The organism is uncultured Mobiluncus sp., from assembly GCF_947254095.1.
Classification (GTDB): domain Bacteria; phylum Actinomycetota; class Actinomycetes; order Actinomycetales; family Actinomycetaceae; genus Mobiluncus.
This window is the reverse complement of the sequence record NZ_CAMYBV010000005.1, coordinates 68,306-86,584: the sequence shown is the minus strand read 5'-3', so window position 1 is coordinate 86,584 and position 18,279 is coordinate 68,306. Positions and strand designations below refer to the sequence as shown.

At 55.3% G+C, this 18,279-nt stretch carries 15 protein-coding genes; 10 read left to right on the top strand and 5 right to left on the bottom strand.

Features of this window, described 5'->3' with window-relative positions; translation table 11 throughout:
- Positions 1–239: 239 nt before the first annotated feature.
- The 3 genes from Q0X47_RS02830 to Q0X47_RS02820 are packed head-to-tail and all read left to right on the top strand — an operon-like array spanning position 240 to position 2,679.
- Positions 240–1,022: an ABC transporter permease gene (locus tag Q0X47_RS02830; RefSeq protein ID WP_367178276.1), complete on the top strand. Its 783-nt coding sequence runs from the start codon at positions 240–242 to the stop codon at positions 1,020–1,022.
- Complete coding sequence (locus tag Q0X47_RS02825) at positions 1,022–1,762, top strand: ABC transporter ATP-binding protein (RefSeq protein ID WP_297722664.1); 741 nt, start codon at positions 1,022–1,024, stop codon at positions 1,760–1,762. Before Q0X47_RS02830 ends, Q0X47_RS02825 begins: the two co-directional genes overlap by 1 nt.
- Positions 1,759–2,679 carry a glycosyltransferase gene (locus Q0X47_RS02820; RefSeq protein ID WP_297722661.1) on the top strand — a complete coding sequence of 307 codons (921 nt, stop codon included), beginning with the start codon at positions 1,759–1,761 and terminating at the stop codon, positions 2,677–2,679. The genes Q0X47_RS02825 and Q0X47_RS02820 overlap by 4 nt, the downstream gene beginning before the upstream one ends.
- Here Q0X47_RS02820 and Q0X47_RS02815 read toward each other — a convergent pair.
- From Q0X47_RS02815 to Q0X47_RS02800, 4 genes are all read right to left on the bottom strand, one after another.
- The gene (locus Q0X47_RS02815; protein WP_297722659.1) at positions 2,663–4,783 is read right to left on the bottom strand and encodes an acyltransferase family protein; all 2,121 of its coding nucleotides are present in this window, start codon (positions 4,781–4,783) and stop codon (positions 2,663–2,665) included. The genes Q0X47_RS02820 and Q0X47_RS02815 overlap by 17 nt on opposite strands.
- A gap of 88 nt (positions 4,784–4,871) precedes the next feature.
- Positions 4,872–5,762 (bottom strand): glycosyltransferase family A protein, encoded by an 891-nt coding sequence (locus tag Q0X47_RS02810; RefSeq protein WP_297722657.1) that lies wholly within the window; start codon positions 5,760–5,762, stop codon positions 4,872–4,874.
- An 81-nt stretch (positions 5,763–5,843) separates the two neighbouring features.
- Positions 5,844–6,287 carry a DUF2304 domain-containing protein gene (locus Q0X47_RS02805; RefSeq protein ID WP_297722654.1) on the bottom strand — a complete coding sequence of 148 codons (444 nt, stop codon included), beginning with the start codon at positions 6,285–6,287 and terminating at the stop codon, positions 5,844–5,846.
- A gap of 1 nt (position 6,288) precedes the next feature.
- Entirely contained in the window at positions 6,289–7,017 is a 729-nt protein-coding gene (locus Q0X47_RS02800) for a glycosyltransferase family 2 protein (protein WP_297722652.1), read from the bottom strand.
- 102 nt (positions 7,018–7,119) lie between these two features.
- Between Q0X47_RS02800 and Q0X47_RS02795 the strand changes: the two genes are divergently transcribed.
- Positions 7,120–9,765, top strand: a complete 2,646-nt coding sequence (locus Q0X47_RS02795; protein WP_297722649.1) for a YfhO family protein — start codon at positions 7,120–7,122, stop codon at positions 9,763–9,765.
- Positions 9,766–9,769: 4 nt separating this feature from the next.
- Here the strand turns inward: Q0X47_RS02795 and Q0X47_RS02790 are convergent, their stop codons facing one another.
- Entirely contained in the window at positions 9,770–10,693 is a 924-nt protein-coding gene (locus Q0X47_RS02790) for a glycosyltransferase family 2 protein (RefSeq protein WP_297722646.1), read from the bottom strand.
- A 91-nt stretch (positions 10,694–10,784) separates the two neighbouring features.
- Here Q0X47_RS02790 and Q0X47_RS02785 point away from each other — a divergent pair, with 91 nt between their 5' ends.
- The 6 genes from Q0X47_RS02785 to Q0X47_RS02760 all read left to right on the top strand — a co-directional run bounded on the left by Q0X47_RS02785 (position 10,785) and on the right by Q0X47_RS02760 (position 18,265).
- Positions 10,785–11,249, top strand: a complete 465-nt coding sequence (locus Q0X47_RS02785) for a GtrA family protein (protein ID WP_297722643.1) — start codon at positions 10,785–10,787, stop codon at positions 11,247–11,249.
- Positions 11,250–11,464: 215 nt separating this feature from the next.
- On the top strand, positions 11,465–13,783 hold the full coding sequence (locus Q0X47_RS02780) for a cell wall-binding repeat-containing protein (RefSeq protein WP_297722640.1): 2,319 nt from the start codon (positions 11,465–11,467) through the stop codon (positions 13,781–13,783).
- A 238-nt stretch (positions 13,784–14,021) separates the two neighbouring features.
- Complete coding sequence (locus Q0X47_RS02775) at positions 14,022–14,654, top strand: acyltransferase (RefSeq protein WP_297722637.1); 633 nt, start codon at positions 14,022–14,024, stop codon at positions 14,652–14,654.
- Between the two features lie 33 nt (positions 14,655–14,687).
- The gene (locus Q0X47_RS02770; RefSeq protein WP_297722634.1) at positions 14,688–15,788 is read left to right on the top strand and encodes a DegT/DnrJ/EryC1/StrS aminotransferase family protein; all 1,101 of its coding nucleotides are present in this window, start codon (positions 14,688–14,690) and stop codon (positions 15,786–15,788) included.
- 111 nt (positions 15,789–15,899) lie between these two features.
- Positions 15,900–16,886 (top strand): Gfo/Idh/MocA family protein, encoded by a 987-nt coding sequence (locus Q0X47_RS02765; protein ID WP_297722631.1) that lies wholly within the window; start codon positions 15,900–15,902, stop codon positions 16,884–16,886.
- Between the two features lie 176 nt (positions 16,887–17,062).
- Positions 17,063–18,265 carry a glycosyltransferase gene (locus Q0X47_RS02760; protein ID WP_297722628.1) on the top strand — a complete coding sequence of 401 codons (1,203 nt, stop codon included), beginning with the start codon at positions 17,063–17,065 and terminating at the stop codon, positions 18,263–18,265.
- Positions 18,266–18,279 lie beyond the last annotated feature (14 nt).

The following is an 18,279-nucleotide window of genomic DNA, read 5'->3' as shown; positions in this document are numbered from 1 at the left end:
CCTCAATCTTTCTGATTTCTGGTTCGTAACATCTGGTCATCAATCCAGTAGCTGGTTAACAGAATACAGTCTTGTGGGCATTGGTTTTGCTGCGGTCAGAAATCCGGTAGCATAGGGCAGTACTAAGTGGCGAGAGGAATGCCTGTTGAATGAGCGTTAAAACCAAAGATGGGTTTGTGTTGCCTGGGCAATCAAGAGGTCTTCTAGGTGCCCTAAGCCAAAACTACTTGCTAAGCTTATTGGTGCATAAGGAACTGCGAGTTCGCTACCGGGGATCTTTCCTGGGAATGTTGTGGTCATATGTGAAACCTGCCACCCAGTTCCTGGTCTTCTATTTCGCAATTGGCGTGTTTATGGGCATGAACCGCAACATCACAAACTACGTCGTGTATATGTTTTCAGGTGTGGTCATAATCAACTACTTCAGTGAAATCTTTGGCAACGCGACGCGCATCCTGGTGGGAAACTCGGATTTGGTGAAAAAGATATACATGCCACGAGAGTTGTTCCCGCTGTCCTCGGTGGTGGTTGCTTTCATCCACTTCTTTCCCCAAATTGTCATCATGATAATCGGAGCGCTCTTTTTCGGCTGGAAACCCCAACCGGTGGCCTTCCTTGCGCTAATCCTAGGAATCATCATCACCACCATTTTGGCGCTGGGGCTTGGGTTGATATTTGGGGCCCTAAATGTGCTGTACAGAGATTCAGAAAATTTCGTGGACCTCATCTTGATGATGGCGACCTGGATTTCTCCGGTACTCTACCTGTGGTCGATGGTTCACAATGTCTTTTCGGGTTCTTGGGAATGGCTATGGCATCTCTACCTGCTCAACCCGATGACCATCGCTGTCGAGTTGATGCACAAAGCTTTCTGGGAGCCGACCAACGGGGTGGGTGCGGGTCAGGTTCTGCCCAATCTGGGGCCGTGGACTCTCGTGGCTTTAGGGATTTCTTTTGTCATCTTAATCATTGGCAACGCTGTTTTTAAGCACTTCGAGAGTAAGTTTGCCCAGGAGTTGTGATGAGCAAGGAGGTAACTGTTTCGGTTCGTGACGTAGTGAAGGATTTTTCGCTGCGTCACACGCACACCCTAAAAGAAAGACTGGTGTGGACTCTGACTGGTCGCCGCAGCGAAATGATTGATAATTTTCGCGCTCTTGACCATGTCAGCTTCGATATCACAGCTGGGGAAACCGTGGCTTTGCTCGGGCTGAACGGATCGGGCAAATCAACAATGTTGAAGCTCATCTCCGGGGTGATGCGCCCCAGCACCGGCTTTGTCGGTTACAAGGGGCGAATTGCCGGCTTGATTGAGGTGGGGGCAGGGTTCCACCCCGATTTGACGGGACGTGAAAACGTGTACCTGAACGGAACCATTCTGGGTATGACAAAGGCTCAGATTGATGCTGCCTTCGACGACATTGTTGCTTTCAGTGAGATTGAACAGTTCATCGATACAGAAGTGAAGTTCTATTCTTCCGGTATGTTCCTGCGCCTAGCCTTTTCGGTTTGCGTCTATACGAATCCCGACGTTTTCTTGATTGACGAAATCTTGGCTGTTGGCGACGAGCCCTTCCGCAAGAAGTGTTACGAGCGGATTCGTGAACTTCAGAATGAAGGAAAAACCATGATTATAGTCAGTCATGACTTGGATACAATGCGAGATTTTTGCGCCCGTGGACTGGTGCTGGAGAGAGGGCGTCTGGTCAAGGACGGTCCTATCGATGAATGTATTGCTTACTTAAGAGAAGAGAGGGAATGATGGCAGATATGCGCGTAGCTGCAGTGGTGGTTACCTTTAATCGCAGTGAGTTACTTAAGAAAACCTTAGCGGGGCTGGAGGCCCAAACCGTGTCGCCGGCAAAAATCATCATTGTTGACAACGCCTCGACTGATGATACCCAGGAAGTTTTGCGTTCCCGCGACAACAAGCTGCCCACTAAAGTCTTCCGTTTGGCCAAGAACAGCGGTGGTGCCGGCGGTTTCTTCTTTGGTATGAATGCGGCCTATGCCGATGGCTACGACGCATTCTGGGTCATGGACGACGATACCGTTCCCCAACCCAAGGCACTCGAGGAATTGGTCAAGAACCTTGAGGCCGCCACCGTGGCCAGAGGTGGGGCTGCGCCTTCTTTCGCCGCTTCGATGGTGCTGTGGACCGACGGAAACGCCTGCCTGATGAACTTCCCCACAGCACGCTGGGAATGGCCGCAAAACCTGGCGGCAAAACAGCCCTGGATTGACCTGGACTGCACGTCGTTTGTGTCTTGTTTGGTAACGCGGGAAGCCGTTGAACAGTGCGGTTTGCCCCATCCCGAATACTTCATCTGGTTCGACGATGCCGAATACACCTATCGACTGGCAAAGTGGCGTTCGGGGATTTTTGTGCCGAGTTCGCTTACCGACCACCTCACCCCGGAAAATAAGGCGGTGTTCTGGTCGGATGTGAACGAAAAAAACATTTGGAAGTATGCTCACGGAGCGCGCAACCAAATGTCCACGGCACTGTCTTTGCGCAAACCGCGCATCCTCACGGACTTGTTGTTCGGTATGTTCCAGGGCCTACGTCACTCTGACGTGCCGTGGAAACTGCGGGCACGTCTCTTGTGGTCTGCGCTGAGCGGTATCTGGAACCAGCCGGAGGTACGTTTCCCTGGCGAGGTTAAGACTTCGGCGTAACTGCGGGGACTTTGAGTCCTAGTCCGTCTGCCAAACGAGGCACCAACAGCAGGCTGTACTGCCGGTTGATATGGGTAGTGTCGAAGTACACCGGCATTCCGCCCGCCACTGCGTAACAATAGTCTCGGTCGCAGAAGGCGTCGGTGAAGTCCAACAGTTTCACTTTCTCGCTGTTCACCGAAGCGGCAACTCCGGGGAGGGGATCGGTACCCAGCGCCTGGACCCGATTAACGCGGCATTCCCGGGCTGGGTTCCGCGCTATGCTGTAGCAGAAGATATCGCGCACCCCCATGTTGTAGGGCACGTCAGCAATAACATAAATCCTGCCGACACCGGCCTCGAGCCAGCCCTTGAAAGTGGTACCGACTAGGTTATTCCAGTTGTCCTGCTGTGAGCCCGGACCCGGCAGCCATTCGTCCTTGGCATAGCTGGAATACACCAGTATCGAGGGTTTTGCTTTCTTTATGTAGTCACTGATGACCTTGTTGGAAGTGCCGCACTGGGCTTTGCTGACATCGTCGTATTCATCCTGAGCAGCTTTATCCTGAGGAGTGAAAACCGAGCAGCCGCTGTTAATCAAGATTTCAAGACGTTTATGGTTAGCCTTGGCAATCTGGTACATCGGCCACTTCCACTGGTCACTATGCGAGTCTCCCACCAGCACAATTAAGTCTTCAGATTTGACCGGTGCGGACTTGTTTTTGCGAAAGTCGAGCATGGTTTGCCCGGCAAACTTGTTCGTTGTGAAGCCCATATCGACTTTCACAGCTCCGGGAGGGGTCGAGGAATAGTCTGTATCCGGCCCCAGAACGGTGCTGATGGGCTTGTCGAACAGGGTATCGCAGCCGTTCTTGGGGTCGAGAGCGGCAGGACCGGCGCACCCCTGCGCAATAGAACGTTGAAGTTCGGAGGCGCTTGTCTGCATTCGGATTTCTGCCAGCTTGCCGCCGAGTTGCCAAGAAAGGGCAAAAATTATGATGCCGATGCACATGAACGCAAAGGCGCGGCGTAATTTGGCGCCGAACCACACCGAGTGGATGCCCCGATCCTCAATAAACGGTTTGGAAAGTCCCGCCAAGACAAGAGTTAGGGCAAAGATTCCCAGCTTGTGTTTCGTGGTGACGGTAGTGCCCAGGACATAGGGAGCCAAGACGATTAGTGGCCAATGCCACAGATAAATCGAGTACGACACGTCCCCCAGCCAACGCACTGGACGCAGGGAAGTAAACCAATCCAAAACCAGAATCTTGGCATCAGTGCCGGCGGCAATCACGGCCGCAGCACCGAAGGTGGGAACCGCCGCCCAGTATCCGGGAAAGAACGTGGCGGGAGTGAAGAACCAGGCGCTCAGCATCATGGCAATCCACCCGGCTACGGCGAGCAGAAGTCGTGCGGCTCGGTGAAAACGGCTCGAAGCAAAACTGGTTGAAAGAGCCGCGACCAAGCCGCCGGTGGCAAACTCCCATACCCGAATGGGAGTGAAAAAGTATGCTCGATTGAAGTCAGCGTGGGTATACCACACAGAAAAAGCCAGAAATCCAGCTACAAACACCGCCATTCCGATGGCGGTAACGTGGCGTGCGTTGTGTCCTCCACGCCTCGCTAGCCAAGCCAAAGCAAGCAAAAGCCACGGCCAAACAATATAGAACTGTTCCTCCACCGATAGTGACCAGTAGTGTTGAGCCACCGTGGCCGCTTGACCTTGAGCATGGTAATCCACCGCGCGAGCAGTGAGATAGAGGTTCTGCACGTAGGACGAGGACGTGAAGATTTCGGTTAGGTTTTGACGCCACATATCCGGGGGCAAGAATGCCAGCACGCCCACGGTGGACACTCCCAAAACGGTGAATGCGGCCGGTAAAAGGCGGCGAATACGTCGCGCATAGAAAGCGCCTAGGTGTAGTTTGCGTGCTGGATCCAGGGTCGATTTCATCAAATGTGTCGAGATCAGAAAACCTGAAATCACGAAGAACACATCCACGCCAATAAAACCGCCGCTGAGACGCCCAGGGAACAAGTGGTTTGCCGCCACGACCAGAACAGCAAAGGCGCGCAAGGCTTGGATATCCCCACGGAAATCCTTACGCGGTCCCGATTTTTTCATTCCTCCTAAGGGCAACTTCGCGTCTGTGCGCGCGGCGGAGATTAGTGTGGATGCGTTTTGAGACAACTTTGATACTTTCTGCGCGGGGTTACTTTTTTCGTTCTAGCAGTCCACGCAGTTTGTAGTATTTCTTTTTAGCAAAGCTGAACGCAGTCTCCGGACCTGTGGTGCGGGCCTGCTTCAGCATTGCGGCCTGCCACAAGAGTGCCCCAATTCCATTGTGGGCAACGTAGTCTTTCAAGTATTCGTCACGAATTTGCAGGTCAAAGTATGCGTGCTTTTCCGCTGCAGCAAAAGTGGAATTGCCCAGCACGCCCTTTTGTGAGCGGCGCTGGTGCCAAAATGCCAGCGGCTTTCCATCAATGAATCCGACATCGTACTTTGCTGCCAGACGCAGGTGGAACTCCCAGTCTCCCACCACTGGCAGGTCGGAGCGAAAGCCGCCTAGGTCTTTGATGACGACCCGTGGATACATACAGGAAATTGGCACCGCGATATTGTTTTCCAAGAGCATCGACAGCGAGAACTGGTGCACCTCAGGCCACGCGGGCAGACGACCTATTTCAATCAACTTATCGCCAGCGATTCTTTCCAGAACCATCTCGGTACGCACCGCGACACCACCAGCCTCAGGATTTGCTTCGAGATACCCGGTGCAAGTCTGGAGGAAGCTGGGTGCCCAAGTGTCATCGTCATCGTGGATGCAGATGTACTTGCCATCGGAAGATTCAATAGCCACGTTAGAGGCTTTTTCCATCCCTAAAGACTCAGGGTTATGTATCACACGAGCGCGACCGTGGAACTGTTTATCGTATTTTCGCAGCAGCTCATCAATTGGGGCAGGGTCGCCGCCATCGTTGACAATCACCATCTCAAAGTCGGTAAAGCTCTGGTTGAGACAATCATTAAGAGCGCGCTCGAGGAAGACCGGGCGGTCTTTCGTGCGCGTGACGATGGTGACTTTAGTTGGGTCAGACATTATTGCTCCCTAATTTTCGTTCGTTTCACCTGATAATTTACTATATTTCCCTCCAATAGTCCGGATTGGACCGGGAGGACTTCACTGCCCGGTTTCGGTGTTTCGTTTCGTGGTTTCCTGAGAGTCATAGCGTGCTTCTGCCAAGGCCAGAGCCCGGGTCAGTTCGGTCAAGCGCGCCTGGACCGCGATGTTGTAACGCCACTGCACCAGCCAGGTCGCCAACACCACAATAACCAGCAGATACAACAGTAAATCAGTGCCGCGCCCCACGCCGAGGAACGCCGCGACCGCGGAAATAACCGGCGGATAGATGATTGACACGGCTGCCAAAACCGCGAACAGTAGCGCCAGGATACGCCGCAATGCCAGGTCGCGGGCTCCTTGCAGGCTGGACACGTAAACCAGCCCCACCGCGACCACAATTAACAGGACAATCTTGATACCCCATTGGCCGGCCGCGACCCAAGCCAGCAGTGTCGGAACATGCGCGGGAACCAACCCGGCCACACTTGTGAAAACGTCCACGTCAACGCACCCCCATAACTAAATCCATGACGATGTTTATCGAGTTCCACAGGGATTGACCCTTGGCTTTGGAATAGTCGGTGTAGCGGATATGGACCGGCATTTCCGCCCAGGGCAGACCGCTTTTGCCCAGCTGCGCCACGATTTCCGAAGCGTGGGCCATACGGTTTTGCTTTAGATTCAACTTGCCCGCCGCCCGGCGCGACAGCAGTCGCAGTCCGTTGTGAGCGTCGGTAAGCTCCATGTGGGTCGTGCGAGCGGTGGCCCAGGCGGCGGTTTTCAGCACGATACGCTTGGCGGCACCCATCTCTTGCCTTTCGGACAAAAACCGGGAACCAAAGATAATGTCGAATTCGTCTGTTTTGGCGCGTTCCCACATGGAAACGACGTCATCGGTTCGGTGCTGGCCGTCGGCGTCGAAAGTCGCGACATAGGGAAGGTCGGTGGCTTGCAAGTAGTAAGTGATTCCGGTCTGCAGGGCGGCGCCTTGTCCCAAGTTGATAGCGTGGGTCAGGACAGTAGCGCCGGCGGCGCGAGCCAAGGCGGCGGAATCATCGACAGAACCATCGTCTACGCAGATAATGTGAGGGAAAATGGTTTTCGCCTCGCTGAGAACCTTGGCAATTACCGGACCTTCGTTGTAGATAGGGATAACCAGCGCAACTTCGCGTCCTGCAGCGGAATTTTCCTCATCAGCAGTAGGGTCGGGCACTTTCCCAGTTTTATTCACGACCCTATTGTGACATTTCAAGGGGCTTCGACGAAAAGCTGGACTTTAGCTATACTCTGCTGTGATAATGTCGGGCTCTAGGACACGAGGACAATAAATACCATGGGCGAAACAGAGCAGGCTGAATCCGCAATCCGAACCTGGTGCGCCAAGAGGCCTGGGCTTATCCTGTTTGTCTTGGTTTTCTTGGGTTCCTTGGGGCTGCTGACAATTTTCCTTTACTGGGGTAGTTATGCCCCGTTCGGGGGAGAAGACCAGCGTTCGTTGGCGGGGCATGATGCCAACATTCAGTATTTGGATTTTTTTGCTTACCTAAAGGATGTTCTGGCAGGGAAACAGTCAATAGGGTATACCTTCAGTGCTTTACTTGGAGGAACTGGCATCGGGACTTTTTCTTACTACCTGTCATCCCCGGTAAATATTTTGATACTCTTTTTTGATAAATCCGAGCTTAATTCCTTTTACGACATTGCGGTTATCGTCAAAATCGCTATGGCATGCGCGACCATGTCGTACTTTTTAAAGAACCGCTTCGAAAAAGGCATGCCCTACCCTTACATTGTGTTGCTGTCACTCAGTTATGGAATGGCGGCGTACTCTTTCTATCAGGTATGTAATGTCATTTGGCTCGATGGTGTCTATATGCTTCCAATAATGATGCTGGGCGTGTATAGAGTCGTTACTGAAAACAAATTCATCACTTTAGTACTGGCTACTGGGCTGGGCATTCTCTTTAATTGGTACGCGGCAGGCATGAACTGTATTTTTTCAGGTATCTGGTTTGTGCTGGAACTTGGACTCTACGCTACAAACAACGGGATTACCCTAAAGCGCATAGTTAAAACTACTGGTTTATATGCCCTCGGCGGAGCTTGGGGAGCCTGCCTAGCAGCGTGGCTGTTCCTCCCGACCGTTATCAATTTACGCGATTCCAAGGGGGATAATCTTGGAATCGGATTGCACGGGTTTGGCCTTGTGGGTAATCCGTTGCGCATGGTCGGAAACTATGGACTAGGTGCAACCAGCGGGCTCGGAATTGCCTCCGTGTTTTCTGGAGGTTTGGTACTGGTTGGCTGCTTGGGATATTTCTTAACTAGGGGTGAGCGCAAACAGAAAGTTATTCTCGGCTCCTTACTGGTGCTGATGGTGTTAATGTTCTATTGGAAGCCTCTGGTCTACGCGTTCTCGCTATTTACCCCGGTGTACTCCTATTGGTACCGCTATGGTTACTTGGGCAGTTTTATATTGGTATTTATTGCAGCTCACTATTTCAAAAATTCGCATGGATTATCTTTGAGGTTGGTTCTTGCAACTGTGCTTAGCTGCGGCACCATTTTTGCCCTCAATAAGTTTTTCTCGACTAACCCGGATTATAAGATATTAGTAACGATAGCAATTGTACTCGGATTTTTGCTGGCTACCCAAGTTTTAGATAAATTCCCGTATCCAGCTGGTAAATCCCTGGTGGTGTTTGTCCTAGCGGTATTGAGTTTTTCCGAGATTCTGTTGAATTCCTTTTGGCTCGTTAAGCCTCTTACGGTAGATGTGGCATCAGTAGCTGGTACCAGGAACTACATAACCAGTGAATCCCGGTTACTGGAAACCCTACGAAACCGAGATCCCGGGTTTTATCGGATTACTCAGACTACGACCCGGGGTACGTGCATTCAAAGTGACGCCCAGCAGTTTTTCCTTAACGAAGCTCTGGCTTACAACTATGCGTCCACTGAAGGGTACAACTCTACGAATAACTTCAAAGATTTGGCATTGCTGCAGGCCTTGGGATACCGAACAGAAGGGCAGGTCGCGACGGTGCGGGAAACCAGTCTGCTCCCCTCAGACGCTTTGTTGGGGGTGCGCTACGTGCTTTCACCAGAACCTATTCCGGGCCTAGTACCCGTCGACGGGCTGCCCGAGACTAACCGCAAACAAGTTTTTGAAAATCCCTTCAGTCTTCCTCCGGTTTTTGTTCACGAAAAATCAAAATCTAGCGCGAATTTCACCGGAAATCCTTTTGAATACGTCAACGCTCTGTACGCTGAGATTACCGGGAGACAAACCCCAGTTTTTAAGCCTGTCCCTTTTGAATCGAGTATCGACGGTAAGCAAATGACCTTCACTCTCGATGTGGCGCGAAATGGTAAGTTTCCTGTTTATGGCAACATTCCCTGGAACGAGTATGCCGACGACACCATCGAGATAAACGGAAAATCTCAGCTTCCTTATGCGACTTGGGGCAGTTTTGGGACGTTCTCTGTTCCCGTGAATACCAATGATTCAACTGCGAAGGTGACTTTGAATACGGAAAACCCCGGCAATTTCATGCCTGCGCAGTTCTACTACGCTGACTTGGATGTTTTGCGGGACGCGGTTGACTCTATCCAGCAAAACCAGCCCTCTCAGGTGACTATCCAACCGGGCTCTGCAGACATCACGGTCAGAGAGGGGGACAGTAAGCAACTATTCACTTCGATACCGTTCAACCAAGGGTGGACAATACTTAACAACGGCGCTCCGGCAGACGTAGAGCTTTTCGCGGATTCGCTAATATCCATAGATTTGCACCCAGGGATCAATCGAATCACCATGCGTTATTCCGTCCCGTTTCTGTGGCCTGGGATTTGCCTCACTGCTATTTCCGCGGCAGCGTTGATACTCCTTGCAGCCATCAAAGCAATGAAACTGCGTCGCCGACCGAATCCTCGTGAAACCGCAGCCGTAGTTCAGTCCGAGGCGAATTCGAGGTGACGTCTTACTGGTGGATATCCTCAGCAATAATGTAATCTGGCCGGTTCTTTACTTCTTCAAAAATGCGGGCTACGTATTCGGCAATTACTCCCAGTGACGTCATCAGGATTGAGCCGATGAGTACGATAATGCCGATAGTAGTTAGGTAGCCGCTGACCTCGACTCCGTTGAGGGCCCAGCGTATCAACAGCCAAATGAGGTAGATTACCGCCAAAAAAATCCCGAACATTCCAATCCAGGAAATCATGCGCAAAGGTTTGGCTGAAAATCCAATCACCCCGGTTAGCGCATAGTTGACCAGACCGCGCATTGACCAGTTAGTTTCTCCGTGGGCTCGAGGGGCATTATCGTATGATATGACCTCGCTGGGATACCCAATCCAGGAATACAGTCCTTTCGAAAAGCGGTTATGTTCTGGCAGAGACAGTAGTGAATCCAAAGCGGCACGTGACAGTAGGCGAAAATCGCCTTCGCCGTCAGTTAAACGCACGGTAGCAAGTTTATTGATTAAGAAATAGAACAGCCTGCTGAAACCGGTCCGTATGGCTCCGTCCCCTTTACGGTTGCGTTTTGCGATGACCTGATCTGCCCCGGTCCGTTCGTGACAGTCGATGAGCTGACGAGCCACCTGCGGGGGATGCTGCAAGTCGGCATCCATAATAATTACAGCGTCTCCCTTGGCGGCGCGAAGCCCTGCAAGTAGCGCGGGCTCCTTGCCGAAGTTTCGCGAAAAGGACAGCAGACGAACACGCTTGTCTTTCTGTGTCAGCGTTTTAGCAACATCGAAGGTGTTATCGCTTGATCCGTCATTGACTATGACCAGTTCCCATTGCAGGTTCTGAAATTCTGCTGAGAGGTGTTCAAGCAGCAAGGGCAGGTTTTCCCCCTCGTTGTGAGCTGGAACAACAACCGAGTATAGTTTAGGCATAGCCACTATTATAATGGGCAGGTGCTTTTTTGAGGTTATCGTTAGTCTTAAACCGTCAGCTAGCAAAGCGTCCAAATCGCGAGGTGAGAGAATGTCTGAAGGTGAAGCGGTCCGCTCCGAATTGGACGGTTCTTTCCCACGTGCCACTGCAGATGACGTCGCTAAAAAACCTCTGGATATAAAGCAGATTTTTCGTTATCTCTTTAGCGGTGGGTCGTCATTTCTTCTGGATTTTGCGCTCCTGTACGTTTTCAAGGCGTGGGTAGGGATGCCCGCTTGGTTGGCGGCCGCTGCGGCGTTCGTCATCGCCACAGTGTTTTCGTACTATATGCAAAAACTGTTTACTTTCAGTTCTGATATTCAAAACCGCAAGGCGATGTGGCGGTTCCTCGCCTTGGTTGCTTTCAACACCGCTATGGCGGCAGTAATCGTGCAAGCATTCGATTCTTTCTTTGGGCTCTATCTGGTCGGGAAAATTGTCGCGAGTACTCTGACCACAATTTGGAACTACCCCTTAATGCGGCGTTGGGTATTTCCCAGCAACTCACTCCGCTGAGCCGTCTTGGTGCGCCGGGGCGGGTAAACAAATCAATTTTTCGGGCTGGAAATCGCGGGGAGGCGACTCCAGTCGTGTTACCATTGTTACTGATGTGAAAATTCAGCATCAAAGCGCATCAAAACGCAAGATAATTCTGAGGTTTTGAGCAAATACATCTGGACAGAGATGAATAAATCAGGAATGCTAGATTCTGGCACTGATGGGAGGAACTTATGCGTAAGCGCGTCATAATGGGGACTTTATTGGCTTTTAGTCTGTTGGCTAGCCCGGCTGCGGTAGCTTCAGCAGCAGAGGGGGACAGCGGTATCGCCGATAACGTCAGTTCTGATTTTGTGAGCCAGCCGGCTCTGGACGGTCTGGGCAACGCGGAACTGAACCAGAAAACGTCAGCATTTCAAGCCTCCCGGCAAGGCGAGGTGGCTCTGTTCGACAGTCAAGGAATACTTCGGGAATCACGATCCGCAGCTGCGGTTGAGTTAGGCCAGACGAACAAGCTCGTCTCCACCGTGACAGTGCAAGCACCCGTAGCGTTGATAGCGGCACGGTGGCCAACTCGCGGTCCGCAGCCCCTGGTGGTATTGGGGCGTTACCTACAAGGCGGAGCCTGGAGCGAGTGGCAAACCATCGGTGACGAATTTGAGTCCAGTAAAGACGCCGCACTCAACGCTACCGAGCCGTGGATTTTGACCAACGTAGCGGCAGCGCAAATCGCTGTGGTAATCCCGCAGGGGACGAAACTGCAGCCGACCGTAGAGGTGATTGATTCCCAAACCAAAGCCGAGGACCACGCTTTTGCCACCGTCGAAACGGGTGACACGCAAGTATTTGTGTCCGCCGGGGTGAAGCCCAGCATCGCCACCGGCCCGGACGGGGGTAAAGAAAAGCCCGATAACAACACCAGTGACGCCGGTAAACAGGTTATTCCCCCCGACCCGGCCCAAAATGCTTGGACCAACGTCCCGGCAACGGGACAACCTGCCACGGTTTATTCCCGGGCTGACTGGGGAGCGGACGAGTCCTGGATGGGGTGGAGACTCCGGGCGGGCGCGGTCCGTGGAGCAGTAGTGCACCACACCGCCACGGGAAACAACTATTCCCCCGGAGACGTCCCGGCCATCCTGCGTTCCATCTATCGCTACCACGCCATCAGTTTGAAGTGGGGCGACATCGGCTACAACGTGCTGGTGGATAACTTTGGGCGAGCCTGGCAGGGCCGCGCCGGCAACTTCTGGACCTCCAACATCGTCGGCGGGCACGCCTATGGCGTAAACAGCACGACCTTCGGGATTTCCGTGCTGGGTAATTACATGGACTTCCGGCCATCCGACGCGGCCGTAGACACAGTCGCGCGCGTCGTGGCTTACAAGCTGCGGCCCACCGGCTTGGATCCGTTGAATCTACGAACCAACATCCGTAAAGACGGACATGATTTTATGGCTCCGGTCGTCTCCGGGCACCGTGACGTTGGCGCTACCGCCTGCCCGGGCAACGCCTTTTACGCATTCTTGCCGACGCTGCGGCAAATGGTGGCGCAATACGTTTCTGAGCCAGGTAACCCCATTGTTTCCCCTGACTTCAATCAGTCGCAACAAGATCAGGTCAATAAGGGAATCCCCACGGTTCTAGCTGGGCAAGACCGGGTGGGCACCTCTATCGAAATCGCCCGGCACGCTTTCCCGCAGGGTTCGCGTACGGTCTACGTGGCTAATGGGGTGAATACCGCTGATGCGCTGGCCGGAGGGTCGCTCACGGATGGTCCGATTGTGCTGGTGCTGGACAAACGGGATGCCCAAGCGGCGGTCGCGAAATACGTGAAAGAAGCGAAAGCTACCAAGGTGGTCGCTTTGGGCGGTACCGGAGCGGTCAGTGATGCGGTGCTGAATACCGTGGCGGCGGGGGCGGCGACCGACCGAATCGGAGGCCGCGACCGGGTGGAGACTTCCGCTCTCATTGCCCGTCATGCCGCGGAAACCCGGCCGGCTAGTGCCGTATTCCTGGCGGAAATGTCGCGAGGAGTGGACGCGCTGGCGGCCGGTTCGTTGACGGCTGGGCCGGTCATTTTGGTTCCCACCAACGGCAAGCTGCCCTCGGTTGTGGCCCAAACGATTGCGGCCATAAACCCGGCCAAAGTCGTGGCTTTGGGCGGTCCGGGCGCGGTATCAGACGCAGTTTTGTCGCAAGCCGCCGTCGGGCGCGCCAGCGAGCGGGTTTTTGGGGCCGATCGCTACCAGACCGCCCGCGAAATCAGCAAATATCAGTTCCCGCAAGGCTCCGACCACGTTTACCTGGCATCCGGAACGAACCCGGTCGACGCGGTAGCTGGCGGGGTGCTGTCAGACGGGCCGATTCTGCTGTTGCCCAACGCCCGAGGGAAATCCTTAGGCGCGAGCACGGCGGCTGAGATTGTGCGTCTCCAGGCACGCACAGCCACGGCCCTGGGCGGCCCCGGTGCAGTGTCCCGTGAGCAACTGAACCAGGTCTTTGTGACCCTGCAATCCATCTCTGTAGCTCAGCCAGCCGGCTCTAAATGATGCCTGATCAGCGGGGGCTCGGGGCGATTCCCGAGCCCCCGTTTTTTGCACCCGAGATAAATCGCGGGGGTGGAGTTCTCGACATCGGGGGTGCCTGTTGCTGAGCGATTCTAATTCGCGATTAAATCGGGGTAGGTGGCTATATAGACCAGCACCCCCGTTTTAATCGCAGATTTCGATCACCAAACTCGGATATTGTTTGGCCCGCCCGCTTTCCACCAGGCTCCGTTGGGATAAGATGGAGGAGTTTGATTTGGTCAGAAAGGCAGCTATGGGTCGCATCGTTGAAACCGCCCAAATTGCGCCGTCGGCTGCAATCGGTGCCGGCTGCTCGATTTGGGATTACGCCCAAGTCCGCGAAAATGCGGTGTTGGGAGAAAACTGCATCGTGGGACGCGGAGCCTACATCGATGCCGGCGTGAAAGTCGGCGCGAATTGCAAAATTCAAAACTATGCCCTGGTTTATGAACCGGCGGTGCTGGAAGACGGCGTGTTTGTCGGTCCGGCCGCGGTCTTGACCAATGACCAGTGGCCGCGGTCCATCAACCCGGACGGCACCTTGAAATCCGCAACTGATTGGGAAGCCGTGGGGGTGACGTTGCGCCATGGCTGCGCCATCGGGGCTCGGGCAGTGTGCATCGCCCCGGTTACCGTGGGGCGGTGGGCCACAGTCGGTTCCGGCGCGGTGGTCAGCCGTGACGTTCCTGATTACGCCCTGGTGGTTGGCGTTCCGGCTCGCCAGATTGGGTGGGTAGGGCGCGCCGGGGTGCGCCTCGAAGCGGTGGAAGGCAAAGCTGGGCGCTGGCGGTGCCCCGTCACCGGACAGACCTATACCGAAACTGACGGAACACTGACTTTTGACGAAGCCTGAGGCTTTAGAGAGTTACACAAGCAAGGAGACAATATGAGTAAAGAATTCATCCCCGCAGCCAAGCCGATTATCGGCGCGGAAGAACGCGAAGCAGTGGATGCGGTCCTGCGCACCGGAATGTTGGCTCAAGGTAGCGTAGTGGCTGAGTTTGAACAAGTTTTCGGCGCCCAGCTGGGGGCGGGGAGGGAAACCGTGGCGGTCAACGCCGGCACTTCCGCCCTGCTGTGCGGGCTGCTGGCGGCTGGAATCGAGGCGGGCGACGAAGTCATCGTGCCATCCTTTACCTTCGCTGCCACGGCGAATTCGGTAGCGCTGACCGGGGCAAAGCCCGTGTTTGCTGACATTGAGGCGGAGCATTTCTGCCTCGATCCCGGCGCAGTTGAGGCGGCCATCACGCCGAACACTAAGGCGATTTTGCCGGTCCACCTCTATGGACACCCGGCGAATATGACCGAGTTGGGTCGGATTGCGCGCGAACACAACCTGATGATTTTCGAGGACGCCTGTCAGGCTCACGGGGCGACTTGGGACGGCCAGCCGGTTGGAACATTTGGGACCTTCGGGGCGTTCTCGCTGTATCCGACCAAGAATATGACCTCCGGCGAAGGCGGCATGATTACCTCTGAAACCCCCGAGCATGCTCGCAAGTGCCGCCTGTACCGCAATCAGGGCATGGAAAAGCAGTACCAAAACGAAGTCATCGGCTTTAACCTGCGCATGACGAATATTCACGCCGCAATCGGGCGTGAACAGCTGAAAAAGGTCGCGGGTTGGACGGCGAAACGCCAGGAAAACGCTGCTTTCCTGAGCGAGAACCTGCAAGGGGTCACCGTCCCGGCCATCGCTCCGCAAGCCTCTCACGTGTTCCACCAATACACGATTCGGGTCACGGCCGACCGCGATGGGTTTGTTCAGGCATTGCGCGAAGAATACCAGATTGGTTCCGGTGTGTACTACCCGATTCCCAATCACCGGCTGGGGTCCCTGTGCCACTTCGCGCCGGGCTTGGACCTGCCCCAGACCGAAGCGGCCGCCCGCGAAGTCGTGTCTCTGCCGGTGCATCCCTCCCTAGATCAGGAAGACTTGGAACGCATCGTGACTGCCGTCAACGCCCTGGCCAAAGCCGGTGCCTAGATTCCAGCGTGGCGCCGGTGCGATAATGGGGGCGCCGCGTGTTGGTCTGGAGGCGTTTAGAAACGGTCCGGGGGACCGTTTTAGCCGGAACTCAAAGCAGATAGGAAAGTCATGAAAGAAATACGTGTTGGAGTAATCGGTATTGGTAGCATGGGTCGCCACCACGTCCGCAACGTCCGCGAAACCCCCGGCGAAACCCTCGTCGCCGTAGCGGATCCGGCCGGCGACAAGTTCGGCGTGGCCGGAGACTTGGAAGTCCTGCCGAATGTGGAATCTCTCATTGCCACCGGAATCGAGGCGGCGGTCGTGGCAGTGCCCACGGCTTTTCACCTGGAAGTGGCGCTGCAGCTGGCCGCCGCGGGTGTCCCGGCTCTCATCGAAAAGCCCCTGGCCCGCACGGTTGCGGAAGGCGAGCAAATCGTGAGCGCTTTCCAACGGGCCAACCTGGTGGGTGCCGCCGGCTACGTGGAACGCTGCAACCCGGCGTTAATCGAACTGCAAAAGCGGGTTGCCGCCGGCGAGCTCGGGGAAGTGTTCCAGATTGCTACGCGGCGCCAAGGCCCGTTCCCGGCCCGAATTTCTGACGTGGGGGTCATCAAGGACCTGGCGACTCATGACGTGGATTTGACCGCGTGGATTGCGGGTTCGCGCTACCAATCCGTGTCCGCCCGGACGGCTCGCAAATCTGGGCGCGAACACGAAGATTTGCTATTCGCCACCGGGGTTCTGGAAAACGGGGTGCTGGTGAACCACATCGTCAACTGGTTCAGTCCTTTCAAGGAGCGCCTGACCACCGTCACCGGCGAAAAGGGCGCGCTGGTCGCGGACACGATGAACTCCACTTTGACGTTCTATGAAAATGGCACCAAAGCTGTGGAATGGGACCAGGTGGCGAACGTTCGCGGGGTCAGCGTCGGGAAAGTGACCCAGTACGCCTTGGACCAGCGCGAACCGCTGCGGGTCGAGCACGAAAACTTTGTCGCCGCCCTGAATGGGGACGCCAGCCGAATCGTGCCGCTCACGGACGCGCTGCAGACCCTCAGAGTGTTAGAGGCGATGATTCAGTCGCGAGACACGGGACAAACGGTCGACCTCTAGAGCCGCGACTCGAAAGCGCCTTGACACCCCCTTTTCGTCACCAAACCCGAAAAAGCCTCGCGGTGTCATATCTGGCATACCGAAGCAACACAATAGGTTTTACGAACCACCCTGGCACACCGAAAAACGCGGCCAATCCGCCCTCGTGACCGGAAAAACTTGGAAAGAATGGAGCTATGCGCGCACGTCCTGATGTCACCGTGGTTTCCCGGATTTTTGCCCCGGAGCCGGCCGCGGCTTCGTTCCGGCTCGAAGCCCTGGTGAAAGCCCTGCTAGAACAACGTGCCGCCGTAAGCGTGCTGACCACGATTCCCGCCCCCGGCACTGACCGCGACGCGCGGGCGCAAGTTGAGGCGCAAACCGGCGCGGGGAACCTTTTGCACATCCAACGAGTCCAGGCCAAACGTGACGAAACCGGGTACATTCGCGGCTACCTGCCTTATATGAGCTTTGACATTCCCGCGTTTTTCCGGCTCCTGTTCGCCCCGAGCCCCAGGGTCTATGTCAGCGAGCCGCCGCCGACTACCGGGGCAATGCTGCGCGTTTTGGCAGCTTGGAAACGCCGTCCTTACGTGTATTACGCGGCCGATATTTGGTCAGATGCGGCTCAGACGAGCGCCCCGGCCTGGGTGGTGCGGGCGCTGCGAGGGATGGAACGTTTCGCGCTGCGCGGTGCCGCCACGGTCATTGCCGTGTCTGACCAGGTGGCATCCCGTTGTCAGGAGCTGGGAGCCCGGCGGGTGGCGGTGGTGGAAAACGGGATAGATACCGAGGTGTTTACCGCGCTCGGTCCCGCCCCGCAGCCGGTGGCGGGGTTGAGTGCCGATGAGGTCGCACAGGCGGATTGGTTGGTTTATGCCGGGACGGCTTCGGAGTGGCAGGGGGCAGAAATTTTTGCCCAGGCGTTTGCCGAAGTTGCCCCGAAGTTTCCCCGCGCTCGCCTACTGTTCCTGGGGCAGGGTAGTTCTTTCGCGGCGATGCGCGATATTGCCCAGCGCTTGGAGCCGGGGCGAATCCTGTTTGATCAGGTGTCCCCGGTTGAGGCTGCGGCGTGGCAGCGTCAGGCGCGGGCTTGCCTGGTCAGTATCAAACCGGGGCGGGGCTATGATTTCGCCTACCCGACCAAGGTGTTGGCGGGGCTGGCTTGCGGCGCTCCGGTCATTTACGTGGGCGGGGGGCCGGCCGGCGCGGACATTACCGAAAACCGGTTAGGTTTGACCCTGCCTTATGACCGCGAAGTCCTGAAAATGGCTCTGACCAGCGTTTTAGAGGGTCGGTTGCGGACCGATGAGACGCGCAAATGGGTGGAAGAGCACCGTTCGTTGCGTTTGACCGGCCAGAACGCGGCTCGGGTCGTTTTGGCGCAGATACGTCACTAGAGTCCGGCGTCGCT

Coding starts and splice junctions, on each gene's coding strand:
- Q0X47_RS02825 (WP_297722664.1), top strand. CDS start 1,022: ATGAGCAAGGAGGTAACTGTTTCGGTTCGTGACGTAGTGAAGGATTTT.
- Q0X47_RS02820 (WP_297722661.1), top strand. CDS start 1,759: ATGATGGCAGATATGCGCGTAGCTGCAGTGGTGGTTACCTTTAATCGC.
- Q0X47_RS02815 (WP_297722659.1), bottom strand. CDS start 4,783: ATGAAAAAATCGGGACCGCGTAAGGATTTCCGTGGGGATATCCAAGCC.
- Q0X47_RS02810 (WP_297722657.1), bottom strand. CDS start 5,762: ATGTCTGACCCAACTAAAGTCACCATCGTCACGCGCACGAAAGACCGC.
- Q0X47_RS02795 (WP_297722649.1), top strand. CDS start 7,120: ATGGGCGAAACAGAGCAGGCTGAATCCGCAATCCGAACCTGGTGCGCC.
- Q0X47_RS02790 (WP_297722646.1), bottom strand. CDS start 10,693: ATGCCTAAACTATACTCGGTTGTTGTTCCAGCTCACAACGAGGGGGAA.
- Q0X47_RS02785 (WP_297722643.1), top strand. CDS start 10,785: ATGTCTGAAGGTGAAGCGGTCCGCTCCGAATTGGACGGTTCTTTCCCA.
- Q0X47_RS02780 (WP_297722640.1), top strand. CDS start 11,465: ATGCGTAAGCGCGTCATAATGGGGACTTTATTGGCTTTTAGTCTGTTG.
- Q0X47_RS02775 (WP_297722637.1), top strand. CDS start 14,022: ATGGAGGAGTTTGATTTGGTCAGAAAGGCAGCTATGGGTCGCATCGTT.
- Q0X47_RS02770 (WP_297722634.1), top strand. CDS start 14,688: ATGAGTAAAGAATTCATCCCCGCAGCCAAGCCGATTATCGGCGCGGAA.
- Q0X47_RS02765 (WP_297722631.1), top strand. CDS start 15,900: ATGAAAGAAATACGTGTTGGAGTAATCGGTATTGGTAGCATGGGTCGC.
- Q0X47_RS02760 (WP_297722628.1), top strand. CDS start 17,063: ATGCGCGCACGTCCTGATGTCACCGTGGTTTCCCGGATTTTTGCCCCG.